This window comes from uncultured Porticoccus sp., assembly GCF_913061305.1.
Lineage (GTDB): Bacteria > Pseudomonadota > Gammaproteobacteria > Pseudomonadales > Porticoccaceae > Porticoccus.
Map to the genome: position 1 here is coordinate 248851 of NZ_CAJXST010000005.1, position 15723 is coordinate 264573.

Annotated in this window: 14 protein-coding genes; 8 read left to right on the forward strand and 6 right to left on the reverse strand. The window is 53.2% G+C overall.

The window, feature by feature from the left end:
• Window positions 1-247: 247 nt before the first annotated feature.
• Window positions 248-1015 (reverse strand): hydroxyacylglutathione hydrolase, encoded by a 768-nt coding sequence (gene gloB, locus QZ516_RS08065; RefSeq protein WP_297188279.1) that lies wholly within the window; start codon window positions 1013-1015, stop codon window positions 248-250.
• A 79-nt stretch (window positions 1016-1094) separates the two neighbouring features.
• Here gloB and QZ516_RS08070 point away from each other — a divergent pair, with 79 nt between their 5' ends.
• The 7 genes from QZ516_RS08070 (at window position 1095) to sohB (ending at window position 7836) form a co-directional block, all read left to right on the forward strand.
• Window positions 1095-1919: a methyltransferase domain-containing protein gene (locus QZ516_RS08070; protein WP_297188281.1), complete on the forward strand. Its 825-nt coding sequence runs from the start codon at window positions 1095-1097 to the stop codon at window positions 1917-1919.
• Window positions 1920-2369, forward strand: coding sequence for a ribonuclease HI (gene rnhA / locus QZ516_RS08075; RefSeq protein WP_297188283.1), 450 nt, complete (start codon window positions 1920-1922; stop codon window positions 2367-2369).
• A 26-nt stretch (window positions 2370-2395) separates the two neighbouring features.
• On the forward strand, window positions 2396-3136 hold the full coding sequence (gene dnaQ / locus QZ516_RS08080; RefSeq protein WP_297188285.1) for a DNA polymerase III subunit epsilon: 741 nt from the start codon (window positions 2396-2398) through the stop codon (window positions 3134-3136).
• 450 nt (window positions 3137-3586) lie between these two features.
• Entirely contained in the window at window positions 3587-5239 is a 1653-nt protein-coding gene (locus QZ516_RS08085; protein ID WP_297188287.1) for a hypothetical protein, read from the forward strand.
• Between the two features lie 26 nt (window positions 5240-5265).
• Window positions 5266-6099, forward strand: coding sequence for an NAD(+) diphosphatase (nudC, locus tag QZ516_RS08090; protein ID WP_297188289.1), 834 nt, complete (start codon window positions 5266-5268; stop codon window positions 6097-6099).
• Complete coding sequence (locus QZ516_RS08095; RefSeq protein WP_297188291.1) at window positions 6096-6743, forward strand: cation/multidrug efflux pump; 648 nt, start codon at window positions 6096-6098, stop codon at window positions 6741-6743. The genes nudC and QZ516_RS08095 overlap by 4 nt, the downstream gene beginning before the upstream one ends.
• Before the next feature lie 70 nt (window positions 6744-6813).
• Complete coding sequence (sohB, locus tag QZ516_RS08100; RefSeq protein WP_297188292.1) at window positions 6814-7836, forward strand: protease SohB; 1023 nt, start codon at window positions 6814-6816, stop codon at window positions 7834-7836.
• Between the two features lie 23 nt (window positions 7837-7859).
• Here sohB and QZ516_RS08105 read toward each other — a convergent pair whose 3' ends face one another.
• The 3 genes from QZ516_RS08105 to QZ516_RS08115 form a co-directional block, all read right to left on the reverse strand.
• Window positions 7860-9026: a cation:proton antiporter gene (locus QZ516_RS08105; RefSeq protein WP_297188294.1), complete on the reverse strand. Its 1167-nt coding sequence runs from the start codon at window positions 9024-9026 to the stop codon at window positions 7860-7862.
• Between the two features lie 134 nt (window positions 9027-9160).
• Window positions 9161-9649, reverse strand: a complete 489-nt coding sequence (locus QZ516_RS08110) for a DUF934 domain-containing protein (RefSeq protein WP_297188296.1) — start codon at window positions 9647-9649, stop codon at window positions 9161-9163.
• Window positions 9630-11297: a nitrite/sulfite reductase gene (locus QZ516_RS08115; RefSeq protein ID WP_297188298.1), complete on the reverse strand. Its 1668-nt coding sequence runs from the start codon at window positions 11295-11297 to the stop codon at window positions 9630-9632. Before QZ516_RS08115 ends, QZ516_RS08110 begins: the two co-directional genes overlap by 20 nt.
• Before the next feature lie 240 nt (window positions 11298-11537).
• On the opposite strand from QZ516_RS08115, the gene QZ516_RS08120 reads away from it, so the two are divergent.
• The gene (locus QZ516_RS08120; protein ID WP_297188300.1) at window positions 11538-11669 is read left to right on the forward strand and encodes a hypothetical protein; all 132 of its coding nucleotides are present in this window, start codon (window positions 11538-11540) and stop codon (window positions 11667-11669) included.
• A gap of 109 nt (window positions 11670-11778) precedes the next feature.
• Here QZ516_RS08120 and QZ516_RS08125 read toward each other — a convergent pair whose 3' ends face one another.
• Both QZ516_RS08125 and metH read right to left on the reverse strand, forming a co-directional pair.
• Window positions 11779-11994 (reverse strand): DUF2970 domain-containing protein, encoded by a 216-nt coding sequence (locus QZ516_RS08125; protein WP_297188301.1) that lies wholly within the window; start codon window positions 11992-11994, stop codon window positions 11779-11781.
• Window positions 11995-11996: 2 nt separating this feature from the next.
• On the reverse strand, window positions 11997-15689 hold the full coding sequence (gene metH / locus QZ516_RS08130) for a methionine synthase (RefSeq protein WP_297188303.1): 3693 nt from the start codon (window positions 15687-15689) through the stop codon (window positions 11997-11999).
• Window positions 15690-15723: the final 34 nt, after the last annotated feature.

A 15723-nucleotide genomic window follows, 5' to 3' on the forward strand; every position in this document is an offset into this window, starting at 1 on the left:
GGCATTGTGACTTGACTGTTGCGCGCAACCGGATATTAAGGCAATAAAAACAATAAGATACGATCGAAAAAAAGTCTGCATGGTATTGTGTTCTTTTTGCCAGCATCAGCTTAAGGATTCTAACTACCTGCGGCATCAAGATCAATTTATCTCTGATACTTCGGGGCTGTGTTGTGAACACACGCCCAGTTTGGTATGCCGGGCGCTATTCAGCGGGCATTGAGCCGAGCGGTGGCGAAGAACCGGACTAAAACTGATCCTTCCAGTGGCGAATGGCGGCGAATACCTCTTCAACGGTTGCTCCGGAAGGCAGTCCCCTGGCGCTGGCCGCCTGCCTCACGGGAGCCTGGGTTACGCGCAGGAAGGGGTTGGTTGCCAGCTCTTCTGCCAAACTCGAAGGGACCGTGGCCTGTGCCTCATTGCGCAGCTGAATGACCTGTTTTAAGCGCTCCTGCACCGCACGATTTTCCGGCTCCACAGCCTGGGCAAATAACAGGTTGGCCTTGGTGTATTCATGGGCACAATAGATTTTCGTTTCCGGCGGCAAGGCGGCAAGCCGCGACAGTGATCGCCACATTTGTTCGGGTGAGCCTTCAAATAGTCGGCCGCAGCCCCCTGCAAACAGGGTGTCCCCACAAAATACCAATGGGGTTTCTGCCTCAAAAAAAGCAATGTGATCCAGGGTGTGGCCCGGTACGCCAAGCACCTTAAAGTGGGTGTCGTCGAGAGTAAGCTGATCGCCATCGACCAGGCTGTGCGTTGTCTGGTGTATGTCCGGTGGCCCATAGACCGGAACTGCCGTATGGTGAAGCAGTAAATCGACTCCACCCACGTGATCGGGATGATGGTGCGTGATCAGAATACCCGATAGATCCAGGTCAAAATTCGTCAGTGCCTGCAGAACCGGTTCCGCGGCTCCCGGGTCCACGACAAAGGCCAACCGACTACCGGGTTGATGAAATAGCCATAGATAGTTGTCCGAAAATGCAGGCAACCTGTGCACGATAAGAGGCATGATAGGTTCCAGTGGTTTTAAAAAGTGATCTTTCCCATAATAACCAACTTCTTCCTGTGGGTGAAAACCGGAAATCAGAATGAAACGGTATAACTGGTTGTTATCAGCAAGGGAGTTTCTAGAGCAGCGGCATGTTGTCCGCCCTCTGGCTGACTCGCAGGGTTCGCTGGACAGTTGGTTTCAGTCCCGCTACGGCCAGGTGTTGTTGCATCGCGAAAGGTCCATGCTAGAGCATATGATGCCTGGATCGGGTGCCCACCGTCTCATGTATCTGGGTGCCAGTTCAAACCGTTTGTTGACGGGGGACTTTAATCATTTGCAGAGTTTTTCGATGGGTGCCTCTGCGGCGTTGCCAGGGAGCGCCTCGGCAATCGCGGATTTCGACGCCCTGCCGTTGCCATCGGAAACCATTGATACCGTGTTGTTGCACCATGCACTGGAATTTTCCGCCTACCCCCACGAAGTGCTCAATGAAGTGGCAAGGGTTCTGACTCCCTGTGGCCATGTGGTGATCGTCGTGATGAATCCACTCAGTCTGTTCGGTTTAAGTAAATGGGTCGCACGATATTTCTCTTCCCGTGCGATATGGTCTTACCATAGCCTCCGTTATAGCCGCCTGCTCGATTGGTTGCGGTTGCTCAACCTGCAACCCATTCAGGCTGTTTCGGGTTGCTTTGGCTGGCCACTACAACACCCGGCTACGCTGGATCGAACGGGCTTCCTGGAGACTATTGGCCAAAAGAGCAAGTTGCCTTGGGGCACCTTTTATATTGTGGTGGCCAGAAAATATACCGCCCGGCTAACCCCGGTTAAACCTGGATTGTGGCGTTCAATCAGCATTCCGGTTATGCCGGTCACAAAGAAAAATGGCGCCATGAAAAAACCATTCGATGGAGACCAGTAATTGAAGGATGTAGAAGTTTTTACCGATGGTGCCTGCCGGGGAAACCCCGGCCCCGGTGGTTGGGGCGCACTGCTGCGATACGGAGATCTTGAGAAAAAACTTTACGGCGGTGCTGTGGATACAACCAATAACCGTATGGAGCTGACGGCTGCTATCGAGGCGCTCTCTGCATTAAAGAAACCCTGTCGTGTCGCGCTGACCACCGACTCCGAATATGTGCGGCAGGGAATTACCAGCTGGTTGGCCAACTGGAAGCAGAGAGGCTGGAAAACCTCGGCGAAAAAACCTGTGAAAAATATTGATCTCTGGCAGCAGTTGGATCAGCAGGTGGCCAGACATGAAGTTCAATGGCACTGGGTAAAGGGCCACAGCGGTCACCGTGAAAACGAGATTGCCGATCAATTGGCAAATCTTGGTATCGACGAGCTTTTATCAAACCACGGACAATAAATCACACAGCACAACAAGGTATTACCATGCGACAGATCGTCCTCGATACAGAAACCACGGGACTGGAAACCAGTCAGGATCACCGGATTATAGAAATCGGCTGTGTTGAGCTCGTTAATCGCCGTCTCACCGGTCGACATTATCACCAATACATCAACCCCCTGCGGGAAGTGGACGATGGTGCGATGGAAGTGCACGGGATCAGTAATGAGTTTCTTGCCGATAAACCACTGTTTGCCGACGTAGCCGAGCAATTCCTGGCTTTTATTGAAGGCGCTGAGCTGGTCATTCACAACGCCCCCTTTGATGTGGGATTCATTGACCATGAGTTCAGAAAGCTGGACGGCTTTGGCAAGGTGATGGATTACTGCACTATCGTGGATACCCTGGTGATGGCCAGACAGCGTCACCCTGGCCAGAAAAACAATCTCGACGCCCTGTGCAAGCGGTATGCCGTGGACAATGCCCAGCGTGATTTACACGGCGCATTGCTGGATGCTGAGATTCTTGCAGATGTTTACCTGATGATGACAGGTGGTCAGGTGGATCTTGTTCTGGGCGGGCAGAGCCATACCACCGGAGATCTCGGTACACAGGAAATACGCCGCCTGCCATCTGACCGGCCGCAGCTGCCTGTCATCAAGGCCACTGCAGAAGAGGTTGCCGCACACCGTGATCAGCTGGCCCGTATTCAACAAATCAGCGATGGCCAGTGTGTCTGGCTTACCACAGCCGGTGCCGTAGAGAAACCTCTCGCTCGAGAGTAGACATGATACTGAAAAGGACTACCCCCAAAAAAACACAGGTGTAAGGCAAGGCTATCAGCACCGCCCGTCCGCAGGGGTTCGCCGGAACAGGAGGGCGATCTACCAGTTCGACACCCGTGTTGATGGCAACAGTGAACATACCAATATGTTTCCGGCTGAGTTCCCCTGGGTTAAATATCCCTTGGACTTTGTTGATAGAGACCGTCGTTATAAACACGTTATCGATGGTTAGGAAAAAGCATTAGTCAGACGGATTGCCGAAAATCGTTGATAACCGCCTGATAAAATTGGCTGAAATATGTCATGGCCCTTAATTTTCGGGTCTGTCGACCCGAGCTCAAACCACGGTGGCTAATAATGTTATTATCGATGCACATAGGTGGTTGCGAACGGTATAGCTGCGCTCTGTTTTTTGTATTGGTCGGTGATGTGAAATAGGCATTTGATGATATGTATCAAATAAATACACAGGCATTAAAGCTGATCAGGGAAGAGCTGGATAAGGAAATTGGTCTCCTGGTCGATCTGCTTGCGCAGCCGGTGGAGTCTGTTGACTGGTCTGAATGTAACCGGGGTTTATCTCAACTTCGCGGAGTGTTTTCGCTGCTGGAAATGGTCGGCGGGGAAATGCTTCTGGGTGAAATGCAGGAGACCTTTATAAAAGCTGAGGGTGGCTCCCTCGACGCAGCGGCGGTGAATACCGTCAGGCACTCACTGGAGCTGATGCCCGGTTATGTGAGTCAGCTGCAAATGCATGGCAAGGACAGCCCCCTGTTTTTGTTGCCAGAGATCAATCAGTTGCGGGCAGCCCGCAAACAGCCTCAACTCAATGAATACCAGCTTTTGAACGGTTTAATGCCAGATGTCCCGATGATTTGCTCAGTGGCACACAAGGATCATCACTCAATCGAAGCGATCCGGGTTGCTCGACAGCTGTATCAACAGGGTTTGGCCCATGTTCTCAAGGGAAGTACTCGTCCCACTGCCATTAAAGTAATGGCCCATGGTATCCAGCGCTTGCGCAATTCGCTCAGTGATGAGAAAGAGGTTAACTACTGGGCACTGGTATTTGATGTGTTGGGTGCGCTTTATCGTGGCGCACTTGGTTTTGAACAGAGTCGTCTGCGCAGTCTTATGGCTGTTGAACGGCAGCTGCGCATGCTGTCTGACAATGCACCTGCCGAACAAAGTTATCCAATACCCCTGCAGCAGAGTATGTTGGCCAATTTTCTGCTGTCCGGTATGAACACCGGGGGTGCTGTCAAGCTGGCGGCTCGCCTTGGCATCTCCCCGCTGAATTTTACCGCTGCCGATATCCGCAATGCGCGGGCCATGTTTGTGGAAGAGGGCAATCAGTCTTTCGTCGAGCGCCTTGCCGTGATTGCTGCCCAGATTGAGCAATTGCGGAGTTTGCTGGATGATCAGATGGCACAGGCGAGTACTGGAAATAGACCTCTCAAGGAGGCCGCCGTGCTTTTTGCTTCACTATCTGAAGAGTTGAAATATTGCGGGCTGGGTTTGGCTGAAGAGCGCTGTTCTCAGCATGCTCTTGCCATTGGGGGCCTGATGGACAGTACCTTGCCCTCTGGAATTATTGAGGAGATGGCAGACACGCTGCTGTATCTGGACTCTATTATTATGGAGCTCCAGTCGCGGCCACACTCTGAAAGTGAGCGGGCTCAAATTAATACGTTGAGCATTAAAGAGGTTGTTGAAGAAAATATTATCAGCCATGCGCAGCGGCGAGTGTTGCAGGAGGCATTGAGTCATCTGGCCAGCATCATGCAGCTGACCTCGGATTATTGTGATGGCATTGCCGGCGATGAGCTGGCCAAGCCGCTGGCCGATAACTTCAAAATGATATTGGGTGCAGTCGGTATACTCGGCTTGACGCGTGCGGAGAACGTAACAGCTCGCTGTCTCGATATTATCAATCACAGCCTGGAGCCTGCCAGTCAGCTGCCACTGTCATCCATCGTCGAGGTGTTTGCCGATGCCGTGGTAAGTCTGGAGTACTACCTGGATAATCGCCGCTGGAATTCCAATTTCGAAGATACCGTTCTCGGTGTGGCAGAAGAGTGTCTTGAGAAACTGGAAAGCTAGCTATACCTCCAGAGAAACAGCAGCCAATGTCCGATTATCACTTTGAGCCCTGTATCAGCATTCCCGAAGATAATGGCCGCCAACCGGTATTTCTGCTGGTACGTGATCAGCAATTGCTCTGCCGGGCGAGCCCGGATCCCGGTATTCTGTTTGATGGCGCTGAAGTGGATACCTCAGCTTTTTCGGTACACCTGCTCGGGCTGTTCCAGGGCTGCCCCTGTTATGTGGTGGATATGACACATGCTCAGGTACTACCGGCGGGGACTGAATGGCGTGATCTCCGTGCGTTGTTGCAGGTTCTCTCCGCTGAATTTTTCAATCTGGCCGGACGGGCCTGTCAGGTTGCTCAATGGGATATTCAGCACCGTTATTGTGGTTTCTGTGGCAGCCAGACGGTGGCTTCCCCGGGCGACCGGTCGCGGTGCTGCAATGCTTGCCATGCGTCTTTTTACCCCAGAATCTCGCCTTGCGTGATCGTTCTTATAACCCGGGGCGATCATTGTCTATTGGCCAGCAGTGCTCGCAGCCAGGGAAAATTTTACAGTGCGCTGGCAGGCTTTATTGAGCCGGGGGAGTCGGCAGAACAGACCCTGCACCGTGAGGTGATGGAGGAAGTGGGTGTTCGGGTAGATAACCTGCGCTATTTCGGAAGTCAGTCCTGGCCGTTTCCAGGGCAGTTGATGATTGGCTTCCATGCCGACTATCACTCCGGCGATATTCAGGTGGACGGTATCGAAATCGCCCTGGCGGACTGGTGGCGATTTGATCGTTTGCCTCCCTGCCCGGATTCGCGAACCCTCTCGGGTCAACTGATCCAGCATTTTGTTGATGGCTGTCGGGGTATGGGTTCGCGCCCATGACTGTTTCCACGTTAGTGCCAATCATCGTAGGTGTCATTTTTTTACTGCTGGCACTGAGGTTGCTGTTGAGCGGGGGCATGCTCAAGGCCATCGTGCGAGCCGTACTGGGATTATCGTTTCTGGCAGCCAGCGCCATGTTTTTGCTTGGCGGCTATGACCTGCTGACCTATAAACGACTATTGGTGGAGCAACCCGTGGCCACCTTGCAGTTTGTCAAACTGGCACCACAGCGCTACCGTGTGTTGCTTGTTCAGGTTGATGGAGAGGAGCACCACCTACGGCTGCTGGGGGATCAGTGGCAACTGGATGCACGGACCTTGCGTTGGCATCCTTCGCTGGCCAGTATCGGCTTTAAATCCCAGTACCGTTTGGACCGAATCAGTGGCCGTTATGCCGATATAATTGAACAACAGCACGGCGAGCAAACGGTACACCCGCTGAAAATCAGCCCCTATGGTTTTGATACCTGGCAGGCACTCAGACAGGTACCCTGGTTGCAGGAGTGGGTCAGCACCCAGCAGGGCACCGCAACTTATCAGCCGATGGCGGACGGTGCTGTTTATGAGGTGACGCTGGCTTATGGCGGGTTGTTTGCCCGCCCGATCAATAGCGAAGCCAAGCGGGCAGTATCCGGTTGGCGATAATCTTCACGAACAAATGCGCGTTATTTCTAGAGAGTAGACAAATAGAGCAGATAGATAGGGGAGTCATACATTGGATTTTTTACTGGAATACGGACTTTTTCTGGCCAAAGTCGTTACGGTTGCGTTGTCTTTGGTGATAGTAATGGGATTGCTCATCAATCTTGGTGGCCGCATTCGCAAGCAAGAGGGGGTTCTGGAAGTTGAGAAAATCAACGATACCATCGAGCAGTTGGGAAATGCTGTGCAGGCAGCCATGCTCGGTAGCGCTGAAAGAAAAAAACTGACAAAGCAGAAAAAGAAAGAGGCTAAAGAGCGGCTCAAGCAGGTATCAGAAAAGACACGGGTATTTCTGCTGGCATTCAAGGGTGATCTCCGCGCCTCCGCGGTGGCAAGTCTGAGAGAAGAGATCACCGCTGTCTTGAGTCAAGCCAAGCCGGAAGACGAAGTGGTTGTGCTTCTGGAAAGCGCCGGGGGTATGGTACATAGCTATGGTCTGGCCGCCAGTCAGCTCGATCGCATCAAGAAGCGGGGTATCCCGCTCACCGTCTGTGTCGACAAAGTAGCCGCCAGTGGCGGTTACATGATGGCCTGCGTGGCAGACAAGATTCTTGCAGCTCCTTTTTCCATGATCGGTTCTATCGGCGTGGTTGCCCAGCTGCCCAACTTCAACCGGCTTCTCAAAAAACACGATGTCGATGTGGAGTTACACACCGCCGGTGAATTCAAGCGAACACTGACGATGTTTGGCGAGAATACCGATGAGGGACGGGAAAAATTCATTGAGGATATCCAGGAAATCCATGACCTGTTCAAGGATTTTGTCGGTAGCCACAGAAAAAATCTGGATATCGACAAAATTGCTACGGGGCAGGTTTGGTTGGGCACCCGAGCGCTCGAGGAATCGCTGGTGGACGAACTCATGACCAGTGATGAGTACCTGGTTGATCGTTCAAACCAGGCTGACATTTATCAGGTCAGTTACCTGCACCACAAATCCCTGCCTGAAAAGCTGGGGCTGGCCACGGAAAACAGGGTGGATAGTCTGTTGCTCAGGTGGTGGGACCGGTTGTGCAATAGCCGTTACTCCGTCTGATCAATGGCCCGGCTTAAACCCGGTCAATTGCGCCGGAGTTTTTCACTCACCGCGATCGGGTTGGGGAAGTTGAACGTGACAATGTAGCTGGATACCAGGAAGGTCAATATGGCAGCAGCCTGAATCAGGTGCGATGCCATGACACCGATCAGCGAGGCATTAAAGGCGACGTAGGCGATCAACAGGGAAAACTCGCTGATTTGGCCAAGCCGGAAACCGAGATCCCAGGCCAGTACTTTCTTCTCGCTCTGGCGTTCGAGCAAGACGCGGAATATCACGGGTTTGAGAATCAGCATGGCTACCCCAAGTGTCGCCGCTGCGAGGGCGATCTCCGGCAGTAGGCCGAGATTAAAGCCGGCACCCAGGGAAAAGAAAAACATGATCAGAAAAAAGTCCCGCAGGGGTTTCAGTGTCAGGGCAATATGCTGAGAGATAGGGCTTGATGCGATTGTGATACCTGCCAGAAAGGCACCGATTTCCCGCGACAGGCCAAGTACCTCTGCCAGCTCAGACAATCCCATGCACCAGCCGATAGCCAGCAGAAAAATATACTCGCCCATCTGATCGAACTTGGCGATCAACTTGAGTAGCACCCAACGCACGAATCCCCAGGCAAACAGTATCAACAGGGGCAGGGCGAGTAGAGTGATACCGATTTGCGTGATATTAATCTGCCCGCCATCGCCACTGAGCAGTACCAGTAATACAAATATGGCGAGAAAATCCTGCATTAGAAGCAGGCCGATCATCATTTCGCCGATATGGCGATGATGGAGGATTGTCGTGGGCAGCAGCTTGATACCAATGATGGTGCTGGAAAACATCATCGCTGCACCGATGATCAGGGATTCGGTCGCTGTGAAGCCAAACAGCCGGGCTATCAGATAGCCGACACTGGCGAAGAGTAACGAACTGATCAGCGTCACTACCGTGACCTTCCTGAAGGCACTGAGTAGTGACTTCGGTTGCAGGTCCAGACCCAACAGAAACAGCAGGAAAATAATGCCGATTTCGGAGATTTCAGACAGCAGGTGCACGTCCTGTACCCAGCCAAAGCCGTAGGGACCAATCAGTGCACCCAGGGTGATATAGGCGACCAGTAATGGCTGCCGGCCAAAGATCGCCATGGAGGCAATAATGGCAGAGCCAGTGAAAATCAGAAAGAACGATTGAAAAACCGTTTCGGACATAGGACCACTCCAGAATCCATATTGTGCGCGATGGATTCTGGAGCGACAAGCCTGTTTAACCGTTACGTATTGCCAGGGAGGCTATTTCGCGTCAGGTTTTATGCCTTGGGCCACGTTGGGGGCTGTCGTAAAAATTACTGGTCGCGACGGAATAGCGGGTTGGGTTCATTCGCGTCACCCTGATAGGTAACGCTGAAATCATTCAGGGACTTCAGCGCTTCCTCCAGGTCAGTGCCGTCCCTGAGCTGAAAAGCATCGAAGCCGCAGCGTTTCAGGTTGAACAGCTGGTCGCGGATCACATGCCCGATAGCGCGCAGTTGCCCATTGTAACCATAGCGCTCGCGCAGCAACCGGCCGGCAGTAAAACCACGTCCATCGGTAAATGAAGGAAAGTTAATGGCGATAACCGGAAACATGTTGGCTTTCTCGCCGATGTCTTCCACTTCCTCGTCACTGTCTATCCAGATACCCAGTACCGGCAGGCGGAGATTTTCTGAGTGCTCCAGCCAGTACTTCATGGGTAGTAGAAGGAGCTTGTTGACCGGGGGTTCTCCCAGAAACGCCTTGGGGAGAACCTCCCATTTGTCATCGACAATTTTGTCCTTAATGATGATTTTTGGCATAGACGCTCTCCTTGAAGGGATCGAGACCAATGCGGCGACAGGTGTCTATAAACAGTTCATCTCCGCGGCGGTTTTCTAAATACACATTGAGAATTTTCTCAATGACATCGGGCATTTCCTCGCGGCCGAAAGAAGGCCCCAGCACATTGGCCAGTTCGGCATCTGTGCCAGCCCTGCCGCCCAGTTGAATCTGGTAGAACTCTTCGCCTTTTTTATCGACGCCGAGCACCCCGATATTGCCCACATGGTGATGACCGCATGCGTTCATGCAGCCTGATATGTTCAGTGTCAGATCGCCGAGATCGTAGAGGTAGTCCAAATCATCGAAGCGGCGTTGGATGGCTTCAGCCACCGGAATGGACTTGGCGTTGGCCAGCGAGCAAAAATCCCCTCCGGGGCAGCAGATCAGGTCGGTCAGTGTACCGATATTGGGTGTGGCAAAACCGGCCACTTTGGCTTTTTGCCAGAGGGCAAACAAATCCGATTTTTTGACATCTGCCAAGACCAGATTCTGATTATGCGTGGCACGAATTTCGCTGAAGGAATACTGATCTGCCAGGTCGGCTATTGCTTCCAGCTGGCTGTCTGTCACATCGCCGGGAGCAACACCGGTTGGTTTCAGTGACAGGGTGACAATTCGATAACCCGGTATCCGATGCGGGTGGGTGTTGCGCTCCAGCCAGCGACTGAACGCCTTGTGTTCCTGTGCCTGGTTACGGAGTGAAGCTTCTGCAGAGGCATCGTCCAGTGCCTCATAGGCGGGTTCGGTAAAATAGGCTTTTACCCGTTTTACTTCTTCCTCGGTGAGTGTTTCCGGACTGCCCTTGATATGGGCCCACTCCGCCTCGACTTTTTCAGCAAAGACTTCGGGCGTCCAGGCGCGCACCAGAATCTTGATTCTGGCTTTGTACTTGTTGGCGCGGTTACCGTAGCGATTGTAGACACGCACAATGGCTTCCAGATAGGTCAACAGATGTTGCCAGGGCAGAAATTCGCGGATAACACTGCCTATTACCGGTGTGCGTCCGAGACCGCCACCGACCAGTACCTGAAAACCGGTTTCCCCGGCATCATTTCTGACAATCTGCAGGCCGATATCGTGAACCAGAATGGCTGCACGGTCTCCTTCGGTACCGCTGACGGCAATTTTGAATTTGCGCGGCAGAAAGGCGAATTCGGGGTGAAAGGTTGACCATTGGCGCAGAATTTCACACCAGGGGCGAGGGTCTTCAATTTCGTCAGCGGCAACACCGGCAAACTGGTCCGACGTGATATTGCGAATACAGTTGCCGCTGGTTTGAACGGCATGCATTTGCACTTCGGCCAGTTGGGCCAGGATCTCGGGCACTTCTTCCAGTTGTGGCCAGTTCAGCTGGATATTCTGCCGGGTAGTGATATGGCAATAGCCTTTGTCATAGGTTCTGACAATGTTGGCGAGCTTGCGCAGTCGTGTTGAATTCAGCAGACCGTAGGGCACTGCGATTCTGAGCATGGGTGCCAGGCGCTGAATGTAGAGGCCATTCTGCAGGCGCAGGGGCAGAAACTCTTCATCGGTCAGTTCCCCCGCCAGATAACGGCTGGTCTGGCCGCGAAACTGGGCAACTCGCTCTTCAATGATTTTTTGATCGTTTTCAGTATATTGGTACATAAATTGTCAGGTTTTCAGCAGCTGGACAAAGAAAGGCGCAAATTCTACAGGTATTACCGCAGACTGTCAGTGGGACGTGGATGATAGCGCCCACAGCAGCAATTTTGAAAAACTTTTTCCCTCTAAGTACCGACCGTTGGGGAATAACGGGGCTGTGGTGACTGTCATGGCTGGGACAATGGCCATTGATATTGCTACAATGCCGGGCGCCGTTTTTATGAAGCCATAGAGGGTTAAAAAATGTCTGACCAAGCGGAAGTTGCCCAACCTGACGAATCCAGGAATGATGACAGTAGCGTCGATGCCATTGCCACCGTCGCGGCTGTGACGATTGTTGTGCTGGCCGTTGTTTTCTGGCTGACCACTTTTTAGGTTCGAAGCAAAAAAAACCAAAAAGGCGGCCCGTGGGCCGCCTTTTTTAGGCCGGTTATCTTCATGTGCGGGTTTTAATCGCTGCATTCTATCCCGGCATTAGCAGCTCTTACATGCCAGCACTTTTTAGCACCAGTTTTACTACCATCACCACGCAGAAAATAAACAACACCGTGAAGATCAGGCCTGACGCGATATAGGCGTATATATTGCCGTGTTTGAAGTCCCGCTCCCGGTTTTTGCTGCTCTGTACGCCCAAAAAAGCCGCCAAGGTGCTGAATACAATCTGCCAGAAGCCAGGTTTTTGGTCGTTGTCATCGTTCATGCTCAATCCTCCAGCACCGGACTCAACCAGCGTTCCATCTGGGCGACAGGAACGCCTTTTCTCTCGGCCAGGCTCTCGAGTTGATCCCGCTGGATCTTGCCTGTATTGAAATATTTGGCCTGCGGGTGGGAAAAATAAAAGCCACTCACTGAGGCCGCAGGCAGCATGGCAAAGCTTTCGGTCAGCGAAATCCCGGTTGTGGCGGTGGCATCAAGCAACCTGAAAAGCGTTTCTTTTTCACTGTGGTCAGGGCAGGCGGGATAACCCGGTGCGGGCCGGATACCGCGATAGGCCTCTTTTATCAGTGCCTCCGTGTCCAGTGCTTCATCGGCGGCATAGCCCCAAAACTCGGTTCGGACGCGTTGGTGAAGCCGCTCTGCGAAGGCCTCTGCGAACCGGTCGGCCAGTGCTTTTACCATAATACTATTGTAGTCATCGCCATTGGCTTCGTATTCCCTGGCCAATTCATCGGCACCGATGCCCGCGGTCACCGCAAAGGCGCCGATATAATCCTGAATGGCGGTGTCTTTTGGTGCCACATAATCTGCAAGTGACATCATCTGCGGTGGGGCACCCGGCTTTCTGGTTTGTTGACGAATCTGATGCAGTGTGCCGATGACATCGCTGCGCGACTCATCGGCATAGACTTCAATGTCGTCCGCATTGACGGTATTGGCCGGCCAAAGTCCAAAGACACCTCTGGCCTTGATCAGCTTGCCATCTATCAATTTTCGCAACATGTCTTTTGCATCAGCAAACAGGTTGCGCGCCGCTTCGCCGACTCTGTCGTCGTCAAGAATTTTCGGGTATTTGCCCGACAGGCCCCAGGTAATGAAGAAGGGTGTCCAGTCAATCATTTCCACCAGGTCTTCCAGCGGGTAGTCCTCCATGACCTGTACCCCCAATTTGCCGGGGACCGCTGGTTGATATTTACTCCAATCGGTTTTCAGCCCGGCTTTTCGGGCCTCTTTGTAGGTGAGGATGGTCCCGCGGGGTTTGCGGTTGGCCGTGCGGTGTCGAACCTGCTCATACTCCAGCTGAAGGTCTGCCACAAAGGCGTCGCGCAGGTCTTTGCTGAGTAGTTTGCTGGCAACGCCAACGGCTCGGGAGGCATCGGGCACGTAAACGGTCTGATTGCGCTGGTATTTTGGATCAATCTTAACTGCAGTGTGGGCCTTGGAGGTGGTGGCGCCGCCGATCAGCAGCGGAAAGTTCAGCTGGCGTCGCTCCAGTTCGCTGGCAATATGTACCATCTCATCCAGTGAGGGGGTAATCAGCCCTGAAAGGCCAATAATATCCACGGACTCTTTCAGCGCAGTATCAATAATTTTGTCGGCGGGCACCATGACGCCCAGATCGATCACTTCGTAGTTGTTACAACGCAGTACAACGCCGACAATATTCTTGCCGATATCGTGGACATCGCCCTTGACCGTAGCCATCAGGATCTTGCCATTGGCCTGGGCATCTTCTTCTTTCTCAGCCTCTATGAACGGCTGCAGGTAGGCGACTGCCTGCTTCATCACGCGGGCAGATTTCACCACCTGGGGGAGGAACATTTTGCCCTCGCTGAACAGGTCGCCAACCACGTTCATGCCATCCATCAGGGGGCCTTCAATGACGTGCAGCGGGCGCTCAGATTCCTGTCTCGCAGCTTCGGTATCCTCTTCGATATAGCTGGTTATCCCTTTTACCAGCGAATGCTCGAGGCGTTTTTTCACTGGCCAGGAACGCCACTCCAGATCTTCCTTGCGCTCTGTGCCACTGCCGTCGCCGCGGTACTTTTCGGCGATATTGAGCAGGTTTTCCGTAGCCTCGGCATGGCGATTGAGAATCACATCCTCAACCCGGTCCCGCAGCTCATCGGGTAAATCGCTGTAGACGGCCAACTGTCCGGCATTGACGATGCCCATGCGCAGCCCGGCCTTGATGGCGTGGTAGAGGAACACGGAGTGGATTGCCTCCCTGACAGGGTTATTGCCCCGGAAGGAGAAAGACACATTGCTGATGCCACCGGAGATCAGGGCGTGGGGCAGGTTCCGGGTGATCCAGCTTGAGGCCTCGATGAAGTCCATGGCGTAGTTGTTGTGTTCATCAATCCCGGTGGCCACAGCAAACACGTTGGGATCAAAGATAATGTCCTGGGGCGGGAAGCCCACCTGATTGACCAGAATGTCATAGCAGCGCTGGCAAATTTTCTTGCGTCTTTCCAGGTTGTCTGCCTGACCGTCTTCGTCAAACGCCATGACGACCACTGCCGCACCATAGCGCAGGCAGAGTTTGGCCTGTTCGATAAAGGACGCTTCACCTTCCTTGAGGCTGATCGAGTTGACCACGCATTTGCCCTGGGCCCACTTTAAACCGGCTTCGATCACATGCCATTTCGATGAGTCGATCATCAGCGGTATACGTGAAATATCCGGTTCCGATGCCACCAGTTTAAGAAACGTGGTCATGGCCTCTACGGCATCGAGCATGCCCTCATCCATATTGACATCGATGATCTGTGCGCCATCTTCCACCTGCTGTCGTGCCACCTGCAGTGCCGTGTCGTAGTCACCGTTCATGACCAGCGATTTGAAACGGGCAGAGCCGGTGACATTGCAGCGCTCTCCCACATTGACGAACAGCGATTCGTCAGTAATGTTGAATGCTTCGAGACCGGAAAGCCGACAGGCAGGGGCAATCTCCGGTACCTGTCGAATGGCCTTGGTAGCCACAGCTTCGGCAATTGCCCGGATATGGTCGGGCGTGGTGCCACAGCATCCGCCGAGAATATTGATCAGGCCGCTCTGGGCAAACTCTTCGACAATCTCGGCCATCTCGGCTGCGCTTTCATCGTATTCACCAAACTCATTTGGCAGTCCCGCGTTGGGGTGGGCACTGACCAGGGTGTTGGCAACCCGTGATAACTCTTCAATGTGTGGTCGGAGTTCCTTGGCGCCCAGAGCACAGTTGAGACCGATCGAAAACGGCCTGGCGTGAGCCAGTGAGTTCCAGAAGGCTTCGGGAGTTTGACCCGACAGCGTGCGGCCACTGGCATCTGTAATCGTGCCGGAAATCATTAGGGGCAGTTCGGTGTCGAGCTTTTCAAAAACAGCCTGTACCGCAAAAACTGCCGCTTTGGCATTCAGTGTATCGAACACAGTCTCGATCAGGATAATGTCAGAGCCACCGGCAATCAGTCCTTCAGTGGCTTCCATATAGGCGGTCACCAGTTCATCAAAGCTAGTGTTTCTCGCGCCAGGATCGTTGACGTCCGGCGATATGGAGCAGGTGCGGCTGGTGGGGCCTATGACGCCGGCTACCCAGCGGGGCTTTTCCGGTGTGGCGATGGCATCACAGGCTTCTCGGGCAATCCTGGCTCCCGCTTCGTTCAGCTCCCGGGCCAGAGATTCCATGCCGTAGTCCGTCATGGATACGGCGGTGGAGTTAAAGGTGTTGGTCTCGATAATATCCGCACCGGCTTCGAGGTAGGCCTCGTGAAGCGCACGAATCACCTCGGGTTGCGTCAGTGTGAGCAAATCATTGTTGCCGGCTACATCCTGTGACCAGTCGGCGAAGCGTTCACCCCGGTAATCGGACTCGGTAAAACGATGGGACTGGATCATGGTGCCCATGCCGCCATCCAGAATCAGAATGCGTTGTGTTGCTGCCCGGTGAAGAGCGTCGATGTGAGTTTGCCGATTATTCAAGGTGTGTTTCTCTGTAACTGGGGGTAAACAAGGG

What these genes read in the sequence shown, in the direction of transcription:
- gloB (WP_297188279.1), bottom strand. Translation starts at nt 1,015, where the DNA reads ATGCCTCTTATCGTGCACAGGTTGCCTGCATTTTCGGACAACTATCTA.
- QZ516_RS08070 (WP_297188281.1), top strand. Translation starts at nt 1,095, where the DNA reads ATGAAACGGTATAACTGGTTGTTATCAGCAAGGGAGTTTCTAGAGCAG.
- dnaQ (WP_297188285.1), top strand. Translation starts at nt 2,396, where the DNA reads ATGCGACAGATCGTCCTCGATACAGAAACCACGGGACTGGAAACCAGT.
- QZ516_RS08085 (WP_297188287.1), top strand. Translation starts at nt 3,587, where the DNA reads ATGTATCAAATAAATACACAGGCATTAAAGCTGATCAGGGAAGAGCTG.
- nudC (WP_297188289.1), top strand. Translation starts at nt 5,266, where the DNA reads ATGTCCGATTATCACTTTGAGCCCTGTATCAGCATTCCCGAAGATAAT.
- QZ516_RS08095 (WP_297188291.1), top strand. Translation starts at nt 6,096, where the DNA reads ATGACTGTTTCCACGTTAGTGCCAATCATCGTAGGTGTCATTTTTTTA.
- QZ516_RS08105 (WP_297188294.1), bottom strand. Translation starts at nt 9,026, where the DNA reads ATGTCCGAAACGGTTTTTCAATCGTTCTTTCTGATTTTCACTGGCTCT.
- QZ516_RS08110 (WP_297188296.1), bottom strand. Translation starts at nt 9,649, where the DNA reads ATGCCAAAAATCATCATTAAGGACAAAATTGTCGATGACAAATGGGAG.
- QZ516_RS08115 (WP_297188298.1), bottom strand. Translation starts at nt 11,297, where the DNA reads ATGTACCAATATACTGAAAACGATCAAAAAATCATTGAAGAGCGAGTT.
- QZ516_RS08120 (WP_297188300.1), top strand. Translation starts at nt 11,538, where the DNA reads ATGTCTGACCAAGCGGAAGTTGCCCAACCTGACGAATCCAGGAATGAT.
- QZ516_RS08125 (WP_297188301.1), bottom strand. Translation starts at nt 11,994, where the DNA reads ATGAACGATGACAACGACCAAAAACCTGGCTTCTGGCAGATTGTATTC.